This is a genomic window from Acidovorax sp. JMULE5 (assembly GCF_013376875.1).
Taxonomy (GTDB): Bacteria; Pseudomonadota; Gammaproteobacteria; order Burkholderiales; family Burkholderiaceae_C; genus Acidovorax; species Acidovorax facilis.
Window position 1 is genome coordinate 3085909 of record NZ_CP035951.1, and the last position, 18147, is coordinate 3104055.

The window sequence follows — 18147 nt, forward strand, 5'->3', positions numbered from 1 at the left end:
CGCCATGCCCCACCGCAAGGCCCGCACCGCCGACATCGAGCAGCGCCTGCTGATCGATGCCATCTACCACCGCTACCACTATGACTTCCGGGGCTACGCGCAGGCGTCGCTCAAGCGGCGGCTGGCCTCGGCGCTGGTGCAGTTCGACTGCAAGACGCTGTCGCAGCTGCAAGACCGCGTGCTGCATGAGCCCGCCGTGTTCCCTGCGCTGCTCGAATACCTCACCGTGCAGGTGAGCGACATGTTCCGCGACCCCACTTACTTCCAGGCGCTGCGCCAGGAGGTGGTGCCGCTGCTGCGCACCTACCCGTCGCTCAAGGTCTGGGTGGCCGGGTGCAGCACGGGGGAAGAGGTGTATTCGCTGGCCATCCTGCTGCAGGAAGAAGGCTTGCTCGACCGCACCCTGATCTACGCCACCGACATCAACCCGCACGCGTTGCGCGCTGCGGAGTCTGGCGTGTTCGACGTGTCCCGGGTGGCGGCTTTCACCGAGAACCATGCGCGCTCTGGCGCCCGCAGCTCGTTGTCGGACTACTACGCGGCCGCCTATGGCCGCGTGGTGTTCGACAAAGGCCTGCGCGAGCACATGGTGTTCTCCGACCACAGCCTGGCCACCGACAGCGTGTTTGCTGAAATGCATCTGGTGTCCTGCCGCAATGTGCTCATCTACTTCGAACGTGACCTGCAGGACCGCGCCCTGGGGCTGTTCCGCGAGTCGCTGTGCCACCGGGGGTTTCTGGGCCTGGGGTCCAAGGAGTCGCTGCGGTTTTCGGCGCACACCGATGCCTTCGAGGACTTTGTGAAGGAAGACCGCATTTACCGCAAAAAGGCCGGACTGTGAGCACCACCGATCTCGCGCCCAGGCCAGCACGTTCCGGGGGCTACGCCGCCATCGTGGTGGGCGGTTCCTCGGGCGGTATCGACGCCTTGCTGGAGCTGCTGCCCAGGCTGCCCGCCACGCTGCAGGCGGCTGTGCTGGTGGTGCTACATCTGCCCCGGGACCGGCGCAGCCTGCTGGTAGATATTTTTCAGCCCCGCTGCTCACTGCCGTTGCGCGAGGCGCAGGACAAGGACGCCATCACACCAGGCTCGGTGAGCTTTGCGCCACCGGACTACCACCTGCTGGTCGATGCAGGGCCCCAGGGCCCGCATGTGGGGCTGTCGGTAGACCCTCCCCTGCACTTTTCCCGCCCCTCAATCGACGTGCTGTTCGAGTCAGCGGCAGACCACTACGGCCCCCGACTGGTGGGCATCCTGCTGTCGGGCGCCAACGAAGACGGTGTGCACGGCCTGCAGGCCATTCAGGCAGCAGGCGGCCTCACCATCGTGCAAGACCCCGCCAGCGCCGGCATGCCCACCATGCCGCAGGCAGCAATCGCGGCATGGGCGGCCGACCACATCCTACCCCCTGAAGGCATTGCGAGGCTGCTGGCAGACCTGCACCGACGCCAACAGCTTTGATGCAGGCGCATGCGTCCTTCTTTGAGAACCCTCCCCACCCTCCCCACCGCCCATGCCCCAGACCGACCGCACCAAATGCCTGCTCGTTGACGATGTCGAGGAAAACCTCATCGCCCTGGAGGCCCTGCTGCAACGCGACGGGCTGGATATCCTCAAGGCCCAGTCTGGCCCCGAGGCCCTGGAGCTGCTGCTGGCCCACGACGACGTGGCCCTGGCCTTGCTGGACGTGCAAATGCCCGAGATGAACGGCTTTGAGCTGGCGGAGCTGATTCGCGGCAGCGAACGGACCAGGCATATCCCGCTCATCTTCATGACGGCGGGTTCGCGGGAGCAGAACTGGCAGTTCCGGGGGTACGAGAGCGGTGCGGTGGACTTTCTGTACAAACCCATCGACCCGCACATGCTCACCAACAAGGCAAGCGTGTTCTTTGAACTGCACCGGCGCAAGCAGGCGCTGGCGCACGAGCTGCGCGCGCGCACCGAAGCGTTGCGCATCAACGAAATGTTCATGGCGGTGCTGAGCCACGACCTGCGCACGCCCCTGCAGTCCATCGTCGCAGCAGCCACGGTGCTCAAGCGCCAGCCGCCACCCGACAAGGCCGCGCTGATGGCCGACCGGGTTCTAAGCGCCAGCCAGCGCATGGGCCACATGATCGAAGACCTGCTGGACGTGACCCGCATTCGCCAGGCGGGCGGGCTGGCGCTGCAGCTGGGCTCCACCCACATGCAGGCGCTGGTGCAGCGCACGCTGGATGAGGTGGCCACCAGCCACCCGGAACGCCACATCGGGTCCACCCTGCAAGGCGACCTGGCCGGCACCTGGGATGCCGAACGCCTGTGTCAGGTAATCACCAACCTGGTTGGCAACGCCCTGCACCACGGCAGAGTCGACCACCCTGTGGAGATTGCAGTGGACGGTACCAGCCCTGAGGAGGTGTGCATCACAGTGTCCAACGGCGGCACCATTCCCGCTGAGCTGCTGCCGCATCTGTTCGACCCGTTCCGGGGTGGAGAGCGTGAGCCCGGCCGCCACCAGGGGCTGGGGCTGGGGCTCTTCATTGCGCACCAGATCGTGCGGGCCCACCGTGGAACCATCGAGGCCCAGTCACGGGACGATGTCACGACCTTTCGTGTGACACTGCCGCGCCACTCGCCAGTACGCAGCCCCCGCAATTGACTGCGCGCAGCCCAGCACAACAGCGCAGATCGCCACGACCTGGCGGGTGGCGTGATGAATAAAGGATGAACAGCGAGCGATCGGCGCTCGCAAGCCTCAGCCGGCGGCTGAAGCCAGCGCTGTATGGATGGACTCGAGCAATTGCTCCAGCTCTTCCAGCTCAAAAGGTTTGAGCAAGGCGCGCACGTTGGGCCCCCAACTGCGCGCGTGGCTACCGAGCTCGTAGCCGGAGCACAGCACCACCCACCGCTGCGGATCATCCGCCAGCAGCTGGCGGGCCAGTTCCGTGCCCGAGAGGCCTGGCAGGCTGACATCGGTCACCACCACATCAAAGACGTCCCGAGCATCCAGAGCCAGCGCCTCCTCGGCAGTGGCGCAGGGCGTGACCGTCCGGCCTTCACCTTCCATGAGCATACCGATGGTCTCGCGCAGCTCCGGGTTGTCTTCAACGTACAGGATTCGCATACATCAGAGGGGATTGATACGCCATGCCGCCCTGCGAAGAAGGGGCATGACCAAAACCCGCATCATGCGCAGGCGATGGACATGCGCCATGTAGGACAAGGCGCTCTTCTTCGCTGTGCTGCACTGTTCTGCGCCCCTTGGGTCATGCGCTTGGAAGCTGCGAACCCTTTTACTCTTCGAGCAATGAGCGCAGCATCCACGCCGTCTGCTCGTGCACCGTCAGGCGCTGGGTCAGCAGGTCGGCGGTGGGCTCGTCGCTGGCCTTGTCGGCCAGGGGGAACAGGCTGCGCGCGGTGCGAGCGACGGCCTCATGGCCTTCGACCAGCACGCGCACCATATCCAGCGCCTTGGGGGGCTTGGCGGGAGCATCGGGCACCGTGGCCAGCTTGCCGAATTCGGCATAGGAGCCCGGCGCCACATGGCCCAGCGAGCGGATGCGCTCGGCAATCGGGTCCACGGCATTCCACAGCTCGGTGTACTGCGCCATGAACATGGTGTGCAGCGTGTTGAACATGGGGCCCGTCACGTTCCAGTGGAAGTTGTGGGTGGTGAGGTACAGCGTGTAGGTGTCGGCAAGCAGGCGCGACAGGCCCTGGGCGATGGCAGCGCGGTCCTTGTCGCTGATGCCGATGTTGATGGTGGGGGCGGTGGTCTTGGAGGCCTTGGCCATGTCATTGCTCCTGAAGTGAAGATGGATTCGACAGCAGATGCCTGCCGACTCGTCGGACCTGGAGGCATCGCACCAAAACCACTGTAGCGCAAGGCCATGACCAGCGTGCCTGACCTGTGTCAGAGCCACACCACGGCAGCAGGACATCGCCCGCCAGCGCGGCACAGGCCAGGCCGGCCTTACGACAGCCGCTTGACCCCCGGCAGCTCGCAGGCATACACCGCGTTGCGCAAAGACGCAATGGCTTCATACCGGGTAAAGCTGCGACGCCATGCCAGCACCACGCGGCGCATGGGTGGCGGGCCGCCGTCTTCTTCGCGGATGGGCAGGTAGCGGATATAGCTTTCGTCGCTCTTGCGGCGGCGTGACACGGTGAGCAGCGCATCGCGCGGCACCGAAAGGCGCGGCACCAGCGTCACGCCCATGCCTGCGGCCACCATGTGCTTGATGGTTTCGAGCGAAGAGCCTTCAAACGACTTGCGAATGCCCTCGGCATTGCTCGCAAAGCGCGCAAATTCGGGGCAGACCTCCAGCACATGGTCGCGAAAACAATGGCCCGCACCCAGCAGCAGCATGGTCTCGCTCTTGAGTTCGGCCGCCGTCACAGACTTCTTCGCCGCCAGCGGGTGCGTGCTGGGCACGGCCGCCATGAAGGGCTCGTCATACAGCGGCGCCATGGCCAGGCCCGTGTCGGGGAAAGGTTCGGCCAGGATGGCGCAGTCGATCTCGCCGGTGCGCAGCATCTCCAGCAGCTTGACGGTGAAGTTCTCCTGCAGCATCAGCGGCATCTGCGGTGTGCGCGTGATGGACTGGCGCACCAGCTCGGGCAGCAGGTAGGGCCCGATGGTGTAGATGACCCCCAGGGTGAGCGGCCCCGCCAGCGGGTCCTTGCCGCGCTTGGCAATCTCCTTGATGGCCGCCGCCTGCTCCAGCACGCTCTGCGCCTGGCGCACGATCTCTTCGCCCAGCGGCGTCACCGAAACCTCACCCGCGCTGCGCTCGAAGAGCTTCACATCCAGCTCCTCTTCCAGCTTCTTGATGGCCACCGACAGTGTGGGCTGCGACACGTAGCAGGCATCGGCCGCATGACCGAAGTGCTTCTCCCGCGCTACGGCAACGATGTACTTGAGTTCGGTGAGGGTCATGGTGAACTGCCTGCAGTGCTACTCATCCAGGAGGTGCTTTTGACCACCGTTGAACCAAGCGGCATCAAAGCCTTCCGCCAGGACAATGGCCTGCGCCGATGCTTGGCCTTGGTCGCGGAGTCTTCCCAAGTACTTCACCAGGGTGTTTGAATCTTCGGTGAGTATGTGCGTAATGGACTCACACACCATTTGCGCAAGCAATTTGACGTCGTCTTTCACAGCTACACGGTCGTCGCCGGCATCACGCGACAGCACACGCATGAAATTGCCGGAGGTCATGGCGTGATCGATGTTGAAGGGCAATACGTGAAAGTTGCGCAAAGGGAGATCGCTCACTGGTTGCCCGACTTGAAACTCTGATGCGACCACGGCAGACAAATACAAGGGACAGCCCTGAGCTAGGGCCTCGCGCAGATAGCGCTTGGCTGTCTCGTGGTGCGCTCGCCCTGGATCTGCCAGGGTGATCAAGTAGCTCGTATCCAGAAGCATCGAGATCAAGCCACACCTCCCCGCAGGGAATCCACCCAACCGCTCGCACTAGGCACATCCCGCCATGCCTTAGCTCCGCGCTCGGTCAAACGGCGCAACTGCGCTTCGTCCAAGGTCTGCTGATGCTCTTCGAAGCCCAGCAAACGCGCATTGCGGTACTTTCGCGTCACCACGTTGTACTCTGCGCTGATGCGGGCCATGGCGACCTTGTAGAGGCGATTTACGGTATCGCTGCGGAAGAACTCACGATCCGATTCCACCGGTATCAAAGTGCCGTCGGGCAAGCGGATATGCGCATTGACTTTTTTGAGCCCGCCCATTTCGACAATCTCACCCTGCAAGTAGCGCTCTACCTGAACCCATTGATCTGCGTCGTCCGCATGGAAGTCGGTGGCAGCGCTGATACTGATGCCTCTTTGGGGAATGCCTGGAGCGGCAATTCGAAACACGCAACGGCGCGCCCCTCGCGCGAGTTTTTGCCATCGTTCCACCACGTCCCTACGCTTTTTGTCGAGGCCATCCAAACGTTCGGATGCCGCAAGCTGCAGCAGATCCCGTAGGAGACCTGGCGACGACACAGGGGCAGTCTGGATAGCCAGGGAGCCTTTGACCACACCTACATCCAGAGCCTGCAAATCCACTTCAGCGCCATCTCCTCGAAGGAACTCTTCTACGTCTTTGACGAAAGTTCGCAAGACTGCCAGAGGCACTCGATCTGGGGATATCTCGTATCCAGCAGACTCGTCGTGAAGGCTAATGAAAAGGGGCTGTGCGTCCATCCAGCAATTCTAGGCACTTACCGTGCTGTCCGCACCCTCCATCGAGATCATCCGGCTCATAACAGTTGCGAGCTTGTCAGGCCTTGAGATAGTCAGATTTTCCACCCAACCAGCGCGCGACATGCTTTGCGGCCAATTCCGGATAGCGGTCCAGCATCTGCGGCGCCAGTTCGCGCGCCCATTCCAGCAGGTGCGTGTCGGTGGCCAGGTCGGCAAAACGCAGCAGCGCGTCGCCCGACTGGCGCGCGCCCAGAAACTCGCCGGGGCCACGGATTTCCAGGTCGCGCCGGGCGATCTCGAAGCCGTCGTTGGTCTCGGCCATGGCGCGCAGGCGCTCCTTGGCGGTTTCGCCCACGCGGCCGCTGTCGTTGGTGGCGTACAGCAGCACGCAGGCCGACGCCGCCGCGCCCCGCCCCACCCGGCCGCGCAGCTGGTGCAGCTGGCTCAGGCCAAAACGCTCGGCATGTTCGATGACCATGAGGGACGCGTTGGGCACGTCCACGCCCACTTCGATCACGGTGGTGCTGACCAGCACGCCCATCTGGCCGCTGGTGAAAAGCGCCATCACGGCCTTCTTCTCGGCCGTGGGCATGCGCGAGTGCAGCAGGCCGACCATCACGCCGGGCAGGGCCTCGCTCAGATCGGCATGCGTGGCGGTGGCGTTGCTCAGGTCCAGCGCCTCGCTCTCTTCGATCAGCGGGCACACCCAGTACACCTGCCGCCCGGCCTCGACCTGCGCGCCGATGCGTGCGATCACCTCGTCCTTGCGGCTGTCGGCAATGAGTTTGGTGACGATGGGCGTGCGGCCCGGGGGCAGCTCGTCGATGACCGAGACATCGAGGTCGGCGTAGTAGCTCATGGCCAGCGTGCGCGGGATAGGGGTGGCACTCATCATGAGCATGTGGGGCTCCATGCCATGGGCTGCGAGTTTCTGCCGCAAGGCAAGCCGCTGCGCCACGCCAAAACGGTGCTGCTCGTCGATGATGGCCAGCGCCAGGTTCTTGAACTGCACCTGCTCCTGGATCACGGCGTGGGTGCCCACCACCAGCGCGGCCTCGCCGCTGGCCACCAGCGCCAGCATGGCGGCGCGGTCCTTTTTCTTTTGCCCGCCCACCAGCCAGGCCACCTTGCGGCCGCGCTCGGCCAGCAGGGGTTCGAGCCAGCCGATCATCTTGGCGAAATGCTGCTCGGCCAGGATTTCGGTGGGGGCCATCAGCGCGCACTGCCAGCCCGCATCAATCGCCAGACAGGCGGCCAGGGCCGAGACCACGGTTTTGCCCGAGCCCACATCACCCTGCAGCAGCCGGTGCATGGGCACCTGGCGGGCCAGGTCGGCGGCAATTTCTTCGCCCACGCGGCGCTGGGCGGCCGTGAGGCTGAAGGGCAGTACGGCCAGCAACTGCTCATGCAGCGGCAAGGCACCGTCGGCGGCTTTTTGGGCGCGCAACACGGGCGCACGCAGCATGTCGCGTGCGCGGCGCGACTGCTGCTGCGACAGCTGCTGGGCCAGTAGTTCCTCGGCCTTCAGGCGCTGCCACGCGGGGTGGCTGTGGTCCTCCAGCGTGGACAGCGCCACATCGGGCGTGGGGTGATGCAAAAAAGTGAGCGCCTCGCGCAGGCTGAATAAGCGCTGGAGGCCATTTTGGCCATAAACCCGAGTCACCGGCGGCTCGGCACCGGGTGGCAGGGTGTCTGACAAGTCCACCCGCGTCAGCGCGCCCACCACCGCACGGCGCAGGTAGGGCTGGGGCAAACCGGCCGTGGTGGGGTAGACGGGCGTCAACGCCGCAGGCAGCTCGCCGCCGGCCACGCGGAACGCAGGGTGCATCATCTGCCGCCCCCAGAAGCCGCCCTTGATCTCACCCCGGATGCGCAGGCGCGCACCCACGGCCAGGGTTTTCTGGTGCGAGGGGTAGAAGCTGAAGAAGCGCAGCTCGCACGAGCCGGTGTCGTCCTCCACCTGCACCAGCAGCTGGCGGCGCGGGCGCAGCTGGATCTCGCTGGCGGTCACCGTGGCTTCGATCTGCACCATCTGCCCGTCGCGCGCATTGGCCAGCGGGGTGATGCGGGTTTCATCCTCGTAGCGCAGGGGCAGGTGCAGGGCCAGGTCGATGTCACGTTGGAGCCCCAGCTTTTGCAGCGCCTTTTGTGCCAACGACGCGCCGCCTTTGGCCGCAGCAGGGGCTGCCGAAGCCTTGGCGCTAAGGGAAACTCTGGGGGCTGCGGCGGGCATGTAGCGGGTTCTGCGAACGACAAGGGCGGGGCAAAAAGGCTACCATGGTTACCGTTGATTACGCCTAAAGACGGGCGTTTATTCCGAGTCCGGGCTCCTACCATGCTCAAACGCATTCACATTCAGCATCTCACCCTGGGCATGTATCTGCACGAGTTCTGCGGGTCGTGGATGGACCACCCGTTCTGGCGGGCCAAGTTCTTGCTCAAGGACCCCGGGGACCTGGCCCGGATACAAGCCACTGCCATCCAGGAAATCTGGATTGACACCGACAAGGGGCTGGACGTGGCGGTGGGCACCGCGTCGGTGTCGCGCGAGGAGGCCGACGCGCAGATTGACACCGACTTCAGTCGCCTGGAGGACCTGCCCCCCATCAAAGTCACGCTGCCATCCCCACCGCCACCGCCCAAGCGCAACCGCAATCCTGCGGACATGCACAGCGAACTGAAGATGGCCGCTGCCATCTGCGTGAAATCCAAAGAGGCCGTGGTCTCGATGTTCAACGAGGCCCGCATGGGCCGCGCGGTGGACTCGGCGGGCGCCCAAAGCCTGGTGGAGGAAATTTCGGATTCCGTCACCCGCAACCCCGGCGCGCTCATCAGCCTGGCGCGCCTGAAAACGGCCGACGACTACACCTACATGCACTCGGTAGCCGTGTGCGCGCTGATGGTGGCCCTGGCCAAGCAGCTCAAGCTCAAGGACGACCAGCAGCGGCTCGCTGGCATGGCAGGCCTGCTGCACGACCTGGGCAAGGCGGCCATCCCGCTGGCCGTGCTCAACAAACCCGGCAAGCTCACCGACCAGGAATTCACCGTGGTGCGCAGCCACCCGGTGGAGGGCTACCACATGCTCAAGGAAGGCGGCAACGTGCCCGACGCGGTGCTGGACGCCTGTCTGCACCACCATGAAAAGGTGGACGGCTCCGGCTACCCCGACAAGCTGCAGGGCGAAGGCATCAGCGTGATCGCGCGCATGACGGCCATTTGCGACGTGTACGACGCCATCACCTCCGACCGCCCCTACAAGCGCGGATGGGACCCCGCCGAGTCACTGCGCCGCATGGCCGAGTGGACCAAGGACCATTTCGACGCCCGCATCTTCCAGGCCTTTGTCAAAAGCATCGGCATCTACCCCGTGGGCTCGCTCGTGCGCCTGACCTCGGGCCGCATCGGCGTGGTCACCGAACAATCGGCAGCCGCACTCACTACCCCCATGGTCAAGGTGTTCTTCTCGACCAAGTCCGACCTGCGCATCCCGCCCGAAATGGTGGACCTGTCTGCCCCGGGCTGCACCGAGAAGATCGTGGCGCGCGAAGACCCCGACAAGTGGCGCTTTCCCGACCTGAACGAGCTGTGGTCGGGCTTTGCCGAAAAGGTCTGGTAGCCCGATGCCCGCACTGATCACCCTCACGCTGAACCCCGCCCTCGACCTGGCCACCACCACCGACCACGTTGCGCCCACCCACAAGCTGCGCTGCGGCCCGGTGCAGCGTTTCGCCGGCGGCGGAGGCATCAACGTGGCGCGGGTGCTGCACCGCCTGGGCGCAGACGTGTGCGCCTGGGCGCTGGCGGGCGGTGCGGCGGGCACCCAGGTGCGGCAGCTGCTGGCCGCAGAGGGCGTGCCCACGCTGCTGCAACCAATTTCGGGCGATACGCGCGAGAACTTCTCGGTGGTCGAGACCACCACAAGCCAGGAGTTTCGTTTTGTGCTGCCCGGCCCCACGCTGCAGGCCAGCGAGTGGCAGGCCTGCCTGGATGCGCTGGCTACCCACACACCGCCACCCCGCTGGCTGATTGCCAGCGGCAGCCTGCCGCCTGGCACGCCGGACGACTTCTACGCCCAGCTGGCGCGCGCCGCATCCGGCCGGGGCGTGCGGGTAGCCGTCGACACCTCGGGGCCGCCGCTGGCGGCGGCCTTGCAGGCCGGGGTGGCGCTGGTCAAGCCCAGCCTGCGAGAGCTGCGCGACGTGATGCAACAGCCGCTGGAACATGCGGCCGACTGGTGCACCGCCGCCCAGTCGCTGGTGCACAGCGGCGCCGCCGACATCGTGGCGTTGTCAGTGGGCGAACAAGGCGCCGTGCTGGCCACGCGCGAGGGCGTGTGGCAAGCGCCCGCCCTCAACGTACCCGCCACCACCGGCACCACGGGCGCGGGCGACTGTTTTCTGGCGACCCTGGTCTGGGCGCTGGACCGGGGCGATGCGCCGGCCGAGGCCCTGCGCTGGGGTGTGGCGGCCGGGGCGGCCGCGCTGCTGCACCCAGGCACCACACTGGCCCAGGCGGATGACGTGCGGCGGCTGGTGCGCAGTGTGCCCGCACCGGTGGTGTTCACCCCCCAGCCATAGCACGGCGCCGGCAGGGCCTGCAGCCCCGTGGGACAATCGCGCCTTCCGCAATTTTTACCTTGGCACGGGCCCGTTCGGCCCTCAAGCACGATGACTGATCTCTCCAGCGGCGCAGCCAGCGCCCCCAGAGCACCCCGCGTGTTCACCCTCAGCGACTTCGACTTCTCGCTGCCCCCCGAACTCATTGCCCAGCATCCCGCGCCCGAGCGCAGCGCCTCGCGCCTGCTCGACGGCCGCGCCATGCAGCCGGTGGACCGCATCTTTCGCGAGCTGCCCGGCCTGCTGCGCGAAGGCGACCTGCTCGTCTTCAACGACACGCGCGTGGTCAAGGCGCGCATCTTTGGCGAGAAGACCAGCGGCGGCAAGCTGGAGCTGCTGATCGAGCGCGTGCTGCCCGTCGAGGCTGGCAACCCGGGTAATGAAGTCGTGGCCCACATGAAGGTCAGCAAGAAGCCCCTGCCCGGCAGCGTGGTGCACATGGCTGGTGGCCGCAAGGCGGGCGGCTTTGACGCGCAGCTGCTGGGCCGCTGGCCCACCGAGGACGGCCCGCTGTTCCGCTTTGCCTTGCACGGCCCGGCGGGCGAATCGCCCTGGGAACTGATGGACCGCCACGGCCACCTGCCGCTACCGCCCTACATCGAGCGCCACCAGAACAGCGACCACGACCCCGACGAGGCCGAGGACAGCCAGCGCTACCAGACCGTGTTTGCCCGCAACCCCGGCGCCGTGGCCGCGCCCACGGCCGCGCTGCATTTTGACGAGGGCGTGCTGGCCGACCTGGCTGCACGCGGCATCGAACGTGCCAGCGTCACGCTGCACGTGGGCGCAGGCACCTTCCAGCCCTGCAAGACCGAAAACCTGGCCGAGCACCAGATGCACACCGAGTGGTACGAGGTGCCCCTGGCCACGCTGGCCGCGCTGGAGCGCTGCCGCCAGCGCGGCGGCCGTGTGGTGGCCGTGGGTACCACCACCGTGCGCACACTCGAATCCTGGGCGAAGACGGGCCAGGCCTCTGGCGACACCAACATCTTCATCACACCGGGCTTTGCATTCCAGGTAGTGGATGTGCTGATCACCAACTTCCACCTGCCCAAAAGCACGCTGATGATGCTGGTGAGCGCCTTTGCGGGCTACGCCCACATCATGGGCCTGTACCGGCACGCGATTGCCCAGCAGTACCGCTTCTTCAGCTATGGCGACGCCATGCTGCTGGAGCGTGCACGCAGCACGCCGTGAGTTCCTCAGGCCCTGCGACGTCGACCAGCCCCGCAGCCCGCCGGCGTGCGGCGCTGGCGGGCATCGCGCTTGCCGTCACGGCCTGCGCGTTCTTTGCGCTGCTGGACACCGCGAGCAAGCTGGTCAGCGTGGGCGTACCCATCGTCATGGCGCTGTGGATGCGCTATGTGTTCCAGTCGCTGCTGACCACGGCCTTCGTGCTGCAACGGGCGGGGCGCCCTGCCCTGCGCACCACACAGCCCCGCTTCCAGGCCTTGCGCGGCGCGCTGTTCGCCATGACCAGCCTGTTCGGCTTCATCAGCCTCACGGCCTTGCCGCTGGCGGAGTTCACGGCCATCGTGGCCACGGTGCCGCTGTGTGTGACGGTGGTGGCGGCCCTTTGGCTGCACCAGCCGGTGAGCCCTTTGCGCTGGCTGCTGGTGGTGGCGGGCCTGGCGGGCACGCTGGCCATCATCCGGCCCGGTGGCGAGGCCTTCACCTGGGCGCTGCTGTGGCCGCTGTGCATGCTGGCCTCGGGCACGGGCTACCAGGTGCTGAGCAGCAAGATGGCAGGCCAGGAGAGCCCCGCCACCACGCAGCTCTACACCAGCTGGATCGCCACCGCGCTGGTGTCGCTGGGCGTGCCGTTCTTCTGGCAGCCGGTGAGCGACCCGTGGCTGTGGGCAGGCATGTTCACCATGGGCCTGTCGAGCGCGGTGGGTCACATGCTGCTGCTCCATGCCTATGCGCGCACCACGCCGGTGACGATTGCGCCGTTCCTGTATTCGCAGATCGGGTTTGCCATGCTGGCGGGCTGGCTGGTGTACCGCCATGTGCCCGATGGCTGGTCGATGGCCGGGATCGCCGCGATCGTGCTCAGCGGCGCGGCCAGCACCTGGCTGACCGTGCGGGAAACGCGCTGACGGCACTGCCCATCGCCGCCCCAGCATTCAGCGGCAGGTGCTGGTTGGCGCAACGCGGGGCGCAGCCCCCATGGACGGAGGCTGGTTGGCCGAAGGCAACTCCACACAGTAGGTGCCCCAAGGGCCCGCAGCCTGAACCGTGCGTCGGCCCTCTGCGCCGCGCAGGTCGCGCTCGGCAATGCCAGATCCCAAGGCACCCGCTGGAGCGACTTCCCAGCGCTGATGCGGCGGCTGTGGTTGCTGTGCCCCTTGCCGGCGCTGCCAGGCCCGCTCGCGCTGTAGCGCCCGTGCCACATCGTCCATGTTGGGAGCAGCCAGTGGGGCATCACCCGGCCCGGATGCCGGCGCCCGCGGCGCGGGCGCAACTGGCAGTGCGGCGGTCAAGCCCTCCACGCTGCCATCAGGCGCAGCAGGCTCCACAGCGATCGGCCGCCCGCTGCGAATAACGGCCTGCGTGCGGCCCTGCGCGCTGGTAACGGGTGTAGTGCTCCGGGCTGGGGCGGCAGGCCGGGGCATGGCAGCTGGCAACGGCTTGCTGGGTGCCGTGGACGCGGGCTGCGGCGCCAGCGTCACCCATACCATGGCAGGTGCATCGCTGCGCTCGGGCGAAGTCCGCAGAGCACCATCGCTTCTACTCAGCATCGCTAGAACCAATCCATGCAGCAACAGCGCCCCAGCTACTGCCCAGGCCAGTCGCGGGCCGGAGCCACGCGTGCCTCGCACTGCCCTAGTCGCCCTGGGCCAAGCCACCAGCCCCGCCACGCGAAGGCGCCTCGCCCTCCTCCGACTCCGCATCGGGCACCCAGGCCAGCAGGTCTGCCGGCTGGCACTGCAGATAACTGCAAATGGCGGACAGGGTCTCGAAACGCACGCCCTTGACCTTGCCGCTCTTGAGCAGGGACAGGTTGGCCTCGGTGATGCCCACATGGGCCGCCAGATCGCGCGACTTGACCTTGCGGCGTGCGAGCATTTCATCCAGGGTCACGACAATCGCCATGGGAATTCCTTCGCTGGCGAGTTGCTAAACAAACGCATCCGCTTCGGCTTGCAGGCGGTGGCCCTCGGCCAGCACGTGCCCCAGAAGCAACATCATCAGCCCCACGACCAATACGCTCATTTCAAACGGTCCCACGCCCAGCGCCACCAGGCCGTTCTGCTGGCCGGAAGCCAGCCAGGACAGCAGCGCCGTCACCCCCGCCTGGTAGACGAGTGAAGTCACGAACATCGCCAAAAAGCCCCAGCCCACGCCACGGAACCCGTGCACCACCGCCGGCCCGAACACGGCCCCGGCCAGAAAGGACCGGCAGATGCGATGCACGCACAGCACCGCATACAGCATGGCCGCAGCGGGAATGCACTCCAGCGCCACGCCCACCCAGCGCCAATGGGTCTCCATGGAGGGCGGCGGTGTGAGGCCGACCAACAAGGCCTGCGAGGGCACCACCGAAAGCGGCATCCAGCCACCCCAACCCGTTTCATGCCCGATGGCCGCCCAGCGCGCCATCGACAACACCAGCGATACCAGGGCACACGCCCAGCTGGCCGCCAGAAGGCCCCAGGCCAGGCGGCGAAACGAGGGGCTGTGAACAGAAGATACCGATGGGGGTGAATGTTGCGTCATGGTTGGTAATTTTTCTGTGAAACAATAATAATATACCGTCAAACAGAAATTTATCACCATGCTTTTTTTCTTCACACCCCTGCGCCCTTTGGCTTTTCTCCGTGCTTCATCGTGTCTTTTGGCCCTGGTGCTGCTGTCCGCCTGCGGCAGTGTGCCGGTGTCATCGCTGTGGAAGCTGCGGCAGCTCCAGCTGGAGACGCTGGACCCCGCCGCGCTGCGCGCCGCCGTGGTACACAGCCCGGGCCTGCAGCTTCATGGCAACGCACTGGAGCTCACGGTGAGCGTTTCGCGCACGCTGCGCAAGCCCGGGGGAGCCATCGCCACCGAGCGCCTGGAAGAAAAATTGCCCCTGCAGGAGCTGCGCAGCACGGCCGATCGCAGCGTGCTCGCGGAATATGAAACGTCCCGGACCCATGTGCAGGTCTGGCGGATCGACCCCGCCGCCCTGCCGCGCCTGCAGGCCCTGCGAGAGCGGGCCATGGGCTGGAAAGGCACGGACGATGGTTCCCGCCAGCTGGGCCTGGGGCTGGAACTGTCGGGCTGCCAACAAGGCGGCTCCGGCAGCCGCGTCGTGACCACCCTCTTGCGATTCACCGAAACGGGGGAATACATCCCGCTGGTGCGCAACCTCGATCTCGCGGAGACGATGCCGGCGCACGAGCTCGCCAAGCGGTTTCCGACCTGCGCAGCGCGCTGAGCCGCCCCAGGGCGCCGCGCGCAAGGCGCGTCAGAACGCTACCGCGTGCCCGTCCTTGCGTGGGTCGGAGCCTGCGATGTAGCTGTTGCCGTTCTTCAGCACCAGCTGCGCGCCGCCAAAGGCAAACACGCCATTCCCCTCTTCCACCGTCACCTCGTGCCCGCGCGCGCGCAGTGCGGCGACCACGACGGGGTCGAACCCTGGCTCCACCGCCACGCCCTTGCCGCCCGTCACGCGCCAGCGGGGTGCATCGGCCGCCGCCTGCGGGTTCTGGCCGTAGCGCAGCACGCGCAGCGCCATCTGCGTGTGGCCCTGGCTTTGCATGGGGCCGCCCATCACGCCAAACGCCATCTGCGGCGTGCCGTCGGCATGCATGGCGAAGGCCGGGATGATGGTGTGCGACGGGCGCTTGCGCGGCGCCACCTGGTTGGCGTGGCCCGGGATCAGGTTGAAGCCGTGGCCCCGGTTCTGCAGGCTGATGCCCGTGCCCGGCACCACCACGCCCGAGCCAAAGCCCATGTAGTTGGACTGGATGAACGAGACCATCATGCCGGACGCGTCGGCCGCCGCCAGGTACACCGTGCCGCCGGGGCGCGGGGCGCCGTAGCCAGGATCGCCAGCGCTCGTGGTGTCGATCAGCGCGGCGCGGCTGCGCAGGTAGTCGGGGTTCAGCAAAGCATCGGGTTTGACGTGCATGGCGTCGATGTCGGCGTTGTACTGGTGCAGGTCGGCAAACGCGAGCTTCATGGCCTCGATGCTGGCGTGCACGGTCTCCACGCTGTCCAGCGGGTGCGTGCCCACACCGTGGGCATCGAGCATGCCCAGCGCCATCAGCGCGGCAATGCCTTGGCCATTGGGCGGGATTTCATGAACCACGGAATCACCAAAGCGCTGCTGAATGGTGCCCACCCAGTCGGCCTGGTGCGCGGCCAGGTCGGCCAGCGTCATGGCACCGCCATTCGCCTGCGCATGCGCCGCGATGCGCTCAGCGATCACGCCGCGGTAGAAAGCCTCGCCCTCGGTCTCGGCAATCAGCTCCAGCGTGCGCGCATGGGCTTCGCTGCGAAAGATTTCGCCCGCCTGGGGCACGCGACCATTCGGCATGAAGCACTCGGCAAACCCGGGCTGCGTGCCCAGCTTGGCCGCGCCCAGCGCCCACAGGCGGGCGATGGTGGGCGAAACCGGGAAGCCATTGCGCGCATATTCGATGGCGGGCTGGGCCAGTTGTGCAAACGGCAGCTTGCCCAGGCGCTTGGAGAGCGCCACCCAGGCCGACACGGCACCCGGCACGGTGACGGCGTTCCAGCCCGTCTCGGGGATGCCGCCCAGCTTCTCGAAGTATTCAGGCGTCCATGCCGCAGGCGAGCGGCCCGAAGCATTGAGGCCGTGCAGCTCCTTGCCATCCCACACGATGGCAAACCCGTCGCTGCCCAGGCCGCAGCCCGTGGGCTCCACCACCGTGAGCGCCATGGCAGCGGCAATGGCGGCGTCCACCGCGTTGCCACCCGCCAGCAGCATGCGCAGGCCCGCCTGCGCGGCCAGCGGCTGCGAGGTGGAAACCACATTGCGGCCCATGACCGCACTGCGGTGGGAGGCGTAGGGAAGGGACCAGTCGAGGGCTTGGGGGTTCATGTGATGGGACTCCATGGCGGGCCAGGACCCGCTCGGATGAAAACTGGCGTGTCCGAGGAAAAGGACACCGAGGAAGGGCCGCCCCGCACCGAGGGTGTCGTCCCCTCGCCCGCATCGCGCAGCGGTGCGAGAGCGGGGGGAAGGCGCGCAGCGCCTCAGGGGGGTTATTCAATGCTTATTTTGTGTTGGCGAATCACCGTCGCCCAGCGGTTGCTGTCCGCCTGCACCATGGCACCAAACTGCGCGGGCGTGCGCGGCGCAGCGGGCTCCACGCCCAGCTTGGCCAGGCTCTCGGCCACCTCGGGCGCCTGCACGGCCTTGGCAAAAGCCTTGTGCACGCGGTCCACCAAGGCGGGGGGAGCCCCGGCGGGCAGGTACACGCCAAACCAGGTCACCGACGAATAGCCGGGCAGGCCAGATTCGGCCAGCGTGGGCAGCTCGGGCGCCAGGGTGCTGCGCTTTTCGCTGGTCACGGCCAGTGCGCGTAGGCGGCCGGCCTTGGCGTGCGGCATGCCGGTGGGCAGGGAATCGAACAGCACATGCGTCTGCCCGGCAATCAGGTCAGGGATGGCCAGGGCCGTGCCCTTGTAGGGGATGTGCGTCATCTCCACACCCGCCTGGGCGCTGAAGGCGGCCGTGTTCAGGTGCACGATGGTGCCGTTGCCGCTGGTGGCGTAGTTGAGCTTGCCGGGGTGGGCCTTGGCGTAGGCAATCAGTTCGCCCACGGTCTTGACCGGCAGGCTGTTGGTGACCAGCAGCACGCTGGGTGCGTCGGCCACATGGGCCACCGGCGTGAAGTCCTTGCGCGGGTCATAAGCCAGCTTGGGCATGAGGTGGGGCGAGATGGCATGTGTGCTGCTGGTGGTCAGCAGCAGGGTGTAGCCGTCGGGTGCGGCCTTGGCCGCCTCGGCCGTGCCCAGGGTGCCGCCCGCGCCGGGCTTGTTGTCCACCACCAGTTGCTGGCCCAGGTCGGCCGCCACGCGCTGGGTGACCACGCGGGCCACCAGGTCGGTCGCGCCGCTGGCCGGAAAGGGCACGATCACCCGCACGGGGCGGTCCGGCCAATTGGCTTGTGCCTGCGCAGCAGATGCCAGCACCAGCAGGCCGGCCAGGCCCCAGACACCACGGCCCCAGGAAAGTAGACGCATACAGAGCACTCCCGCAAAGAAATCGGACACAACAGAGGATGGAACCATCTTAGGAAGCTGCGCCTTGCTTGACCAACAGCATTTCAGCAAGATGCTTTGCCACCACGGCAAACCGGCGCATACTGAACACCTCCTTCTCCGCCCCTTC

19 protein-coding genes are annotated in these 18147 nt (G+C 66.6%); 8 read left to right on the forward strand and 11 right to left on the reverse strand.

Annotated elements, in window-relative coordinates; genetic code table 11:
- The first annotated feature begins 4 nt into the window (after window positions 1-4).
- The 3 genes from EXV95_RS13995 to EXV95_RS14005 are packed head-to-tail and all read left to right on the forward strand — an operon-like array spanning window position 5 to window position 2638.
- Complete coding sequence (locus EXV95_RS13995) at window positions 5-841, forward strand: protein-glutamate O-methyltransferase CheR (RefSeq protein WP_176887307.1); 837 nt, start codon at window positions 5-7, stop codon at window positions 839-841.
- Window positions 838-1461, forward strand: a complete 624-nt coding sequence (locus tag EXV95_RS14000; RefSeq protein ID WP_176887308.1) for a chemotaxis protein CheB — start codon at window positions 838-840, stop codon at window positions 1459-1461. The genes EXV95_RS13995 and EXV95_RS14000 overlap by 4 nt, the downstream gene beginning before the upstream one ends.
- A 52-nt stretch (window positions 1462-1513) precedes the next feature.
- Window positions 1514-2638 carry a response regulator gene (locus EXV95_RS14005; protein WP_176887309.1) on the forward strand — a complete coding sequence of 375 codons (1125 nt, stop codon included), beginning with the start codon at window positions 1514-1516 and terminating at the stop codon, window positions 2636-2638.
- A gap of 96 nt (window positions 2639-2734) precedes the next feature.
- On the opposite strand, the gene EXV95_RS14010 is transcribed toward EXV95_RS14005, so the two are convergent.
- From EXV95_RS14010 to recG, 6 genes are all read right to left on the reverse strand, one after another.
- A complete protein-coding gene (locus EXV95_RS14010; protein ID WP_176887310.1) occupies window positions 2735-3103 on the reverse strand; it encodes a response regulator in 369 nt (122 codons plus the stop codon).
- Between the two features lie 169 nt (window positions 3104-3272).
- Window positions 3273-3773 (reverse strand): Dps family protein, encoded by a 501-nt coding sequence (locus EXV95_RS14015; protein ID WP_176887311.1) that lies wholly within the window; start codon window positions 3771-3773, stop codon window positions 3273-3275.
- 179 nt (window positions 3774-3952) lie between these two features.
- Complete coding sequence (locus EXV95_RS14020; RefSeq protein WP_121421399.1) at window positions 3953-4918, reverse strand: LysR substrate-binding domain-containing protein; 966 nt, start codon at window positions 4916-4918, stop codon at window positions 3953-3955.
- An 18-nt stretch (window positions 4919-4936) separates the two neighbouring features.
- Window positions 4937-5407, reverse strand: coding sequence for a hypothetical protein (locus EXV95_RS14025; protein ID WP_176889044.1), 471 nt, complete (start codon window positions 5405-5407; stop codon window positions 4937-4939).
- Between the two features lie 5 nt (window positions 5408-5412).
- Complete coding sequence (locus EXV95_RS14030) at window positions 5413-6186, reverse strand: hypothetical protein (protein WP_176887312.1); 774 nt, start codon at window positions 6184-6186, stop codon at window positions 5413-5415.
- 76 nt (window positions 6187-6262) lie between these two features.
- Window positions 6263-8419: an ATP-dependent DNA helicase RecG gene (gene recG, locus EXV95_RS14035; protein ID WP_176887313.1), complete on the reverse strand. Its 2157-nt coding sequence runs from the start codon at window positions 8417-8419 to the stop codon at window positions 6263-6265.
- 102 nt (window positions 8420-8521) lie between these two features.
- Between recG and EXV95_RS14040 the strand changes: the two genes are divergently transcribed.
- The 4 genes from EXV95_RS14040 to EXV95_RS14055 all read left to right on the forward strand — a co-directional run bounded on the left by EXV95_RS14040 (window position 8522) and on the right by EXV95_RS14055 (window position 12901).
- Window positions 8522-9802 carry an HD-GYP domain-containing protein gene (locus EXV95_RS14040; RefSeq protein WP_176887314.1) on the forward strand — a complete coding sequence of 427 codons (1281 nt, stop codon included), beginning with the start codon at window positions 8522-8524 and terminating at the stop codon, window positions 9800-9802.
- Window positions 9803-9806: 4 nt separating this feature from the next.
- Entirely contained in the window at window positions 9807-10763 is a 957-nt protein-coding gene (locus tag EXV95_RS14045; RefSeq protein WP_176887315.1) for a 1-phosphofructokinase family hexose kinase, read from the forward strand.
- 90 nt (window positions 10764-10853) lie between these two features.
- Window positions 10854-11999, forward strand: coding sequence for a tRNA preQ1(34) S-adenosylmethionine ribosyltransferase-isomerase QueA (queA, locus tag EXV95_RS14050; RefSeq protein WP_176887316.1), 1146 nt, complete (start codon window positions 10854-10856; stop codon window positions 11997-11999).
- Window positions 11996-12901, forward strand: a complete 906-nt coding sequence (locus EXV95_RS14055; RefSeq protein ID WP_176887317.1) for a DMT family transporter — start codon at window positions 11996-11998, stop codon at window positions 12899-12901. The genes queA and EXV95_RS14055 overlap by 4 nt, the downstream gene beginning before the upstream one ends.
- Window positions 12902-12928: 27 nt before the next feature.
- Here EXV95_RS14055 and EXV95_RS14060 read toward each other — a convergent pair whose 3' ends face one another.
- The 3 genes from EXV95_RS14060 to EXV95_RS14070 all read right to left on the reverse strand — a co-directional run bounded on the left by EXV95_RS14060 (window position 12929) and on the right by EXV95_RS14070 (window position 14522).
- The gene (locus EXV95_RS14060; RefSeq protein ID WP_176887318.1) at window positions 12929-13543 is read right to left on the reverse strand and encodes a hypothetical protein; all 615 of its coding nucleotides are present in this window, start codon (window positions 13541-13543) and stop codon (window positions 12929-12931) included.
- 85 nt (window positions 13544-13628) lie between these two features.
- Window positions 13629-13898, reverse strand: coding sequence for a helix-turn-helix transcriptional regulator (locus tag EXV95_RS14065; protein WP_176887319.1), 270 nt, complete (start codon window positions 13896-13898; stop codon window positions 13629-13631).
- Window positions 13899-13922: 24 nt separating this feature from the next.
- Window positions 13923-14522: a DUF2975 domain-containing protein gene (locus EXV95_RS14070; RefSeq protein ID WP_176887320.1), complete on the reverse strand. Its 600-nt coding sequence runs from the start codon at window positions 14520-14522 to the stop codon at window positions 13923-13925.
- 58 nt (window positions 14523-14580) lie between these two features.
- On the opposite strand from EXV95_RS14070, the gene EXV95_RS14075 reads away from it, so the two are divergent.
- A complete protein-coding gene (locus EXV95_RS14075) occupies window positions 14581-15219 on the forward strand; it encodes a hypothetical protein (RefSeq protein ID WP_176887321.1) in 639 nt (212 codons plus the stop codon).
- 30 nt (window positions 15220-15249) lie between these two features.
- On the opposite strand, the gene EXV95_RS14080 is transcribed toward EXV95_RS14075, so the two are convergent.
- Together EXV95_RS14080 and EXV95_RS14085 are read right to left on the reverse strand one after the other, a co-directional pair.
- Complete coding sequence (locus EXV95_RS14080) at window positions 15250-16851, reverse strand: gamma-glutamyltransferase family protein (RefSeq protein ID WP_176887322.1); 1602 nt, start codon at window positions 16849-16851, stop codon at window positions 15250-15252.
- A gap of 164 nt (window positions 16852-17015) precedes the next feature.
- Complete coding sequence (locus EXV95_RS14085) at window positions 17016-17999, reverse strand: tripartite tricarboxylate transporter substrate binding protein (RefSeq protein ID WP_176887323.1); 984 nt, start codon at window positions 17997-17999, stop codon at window positions 17016-17018.
- Between the last annotated feature and the right edge of the window lie 148 nt (window positions 18000-18147).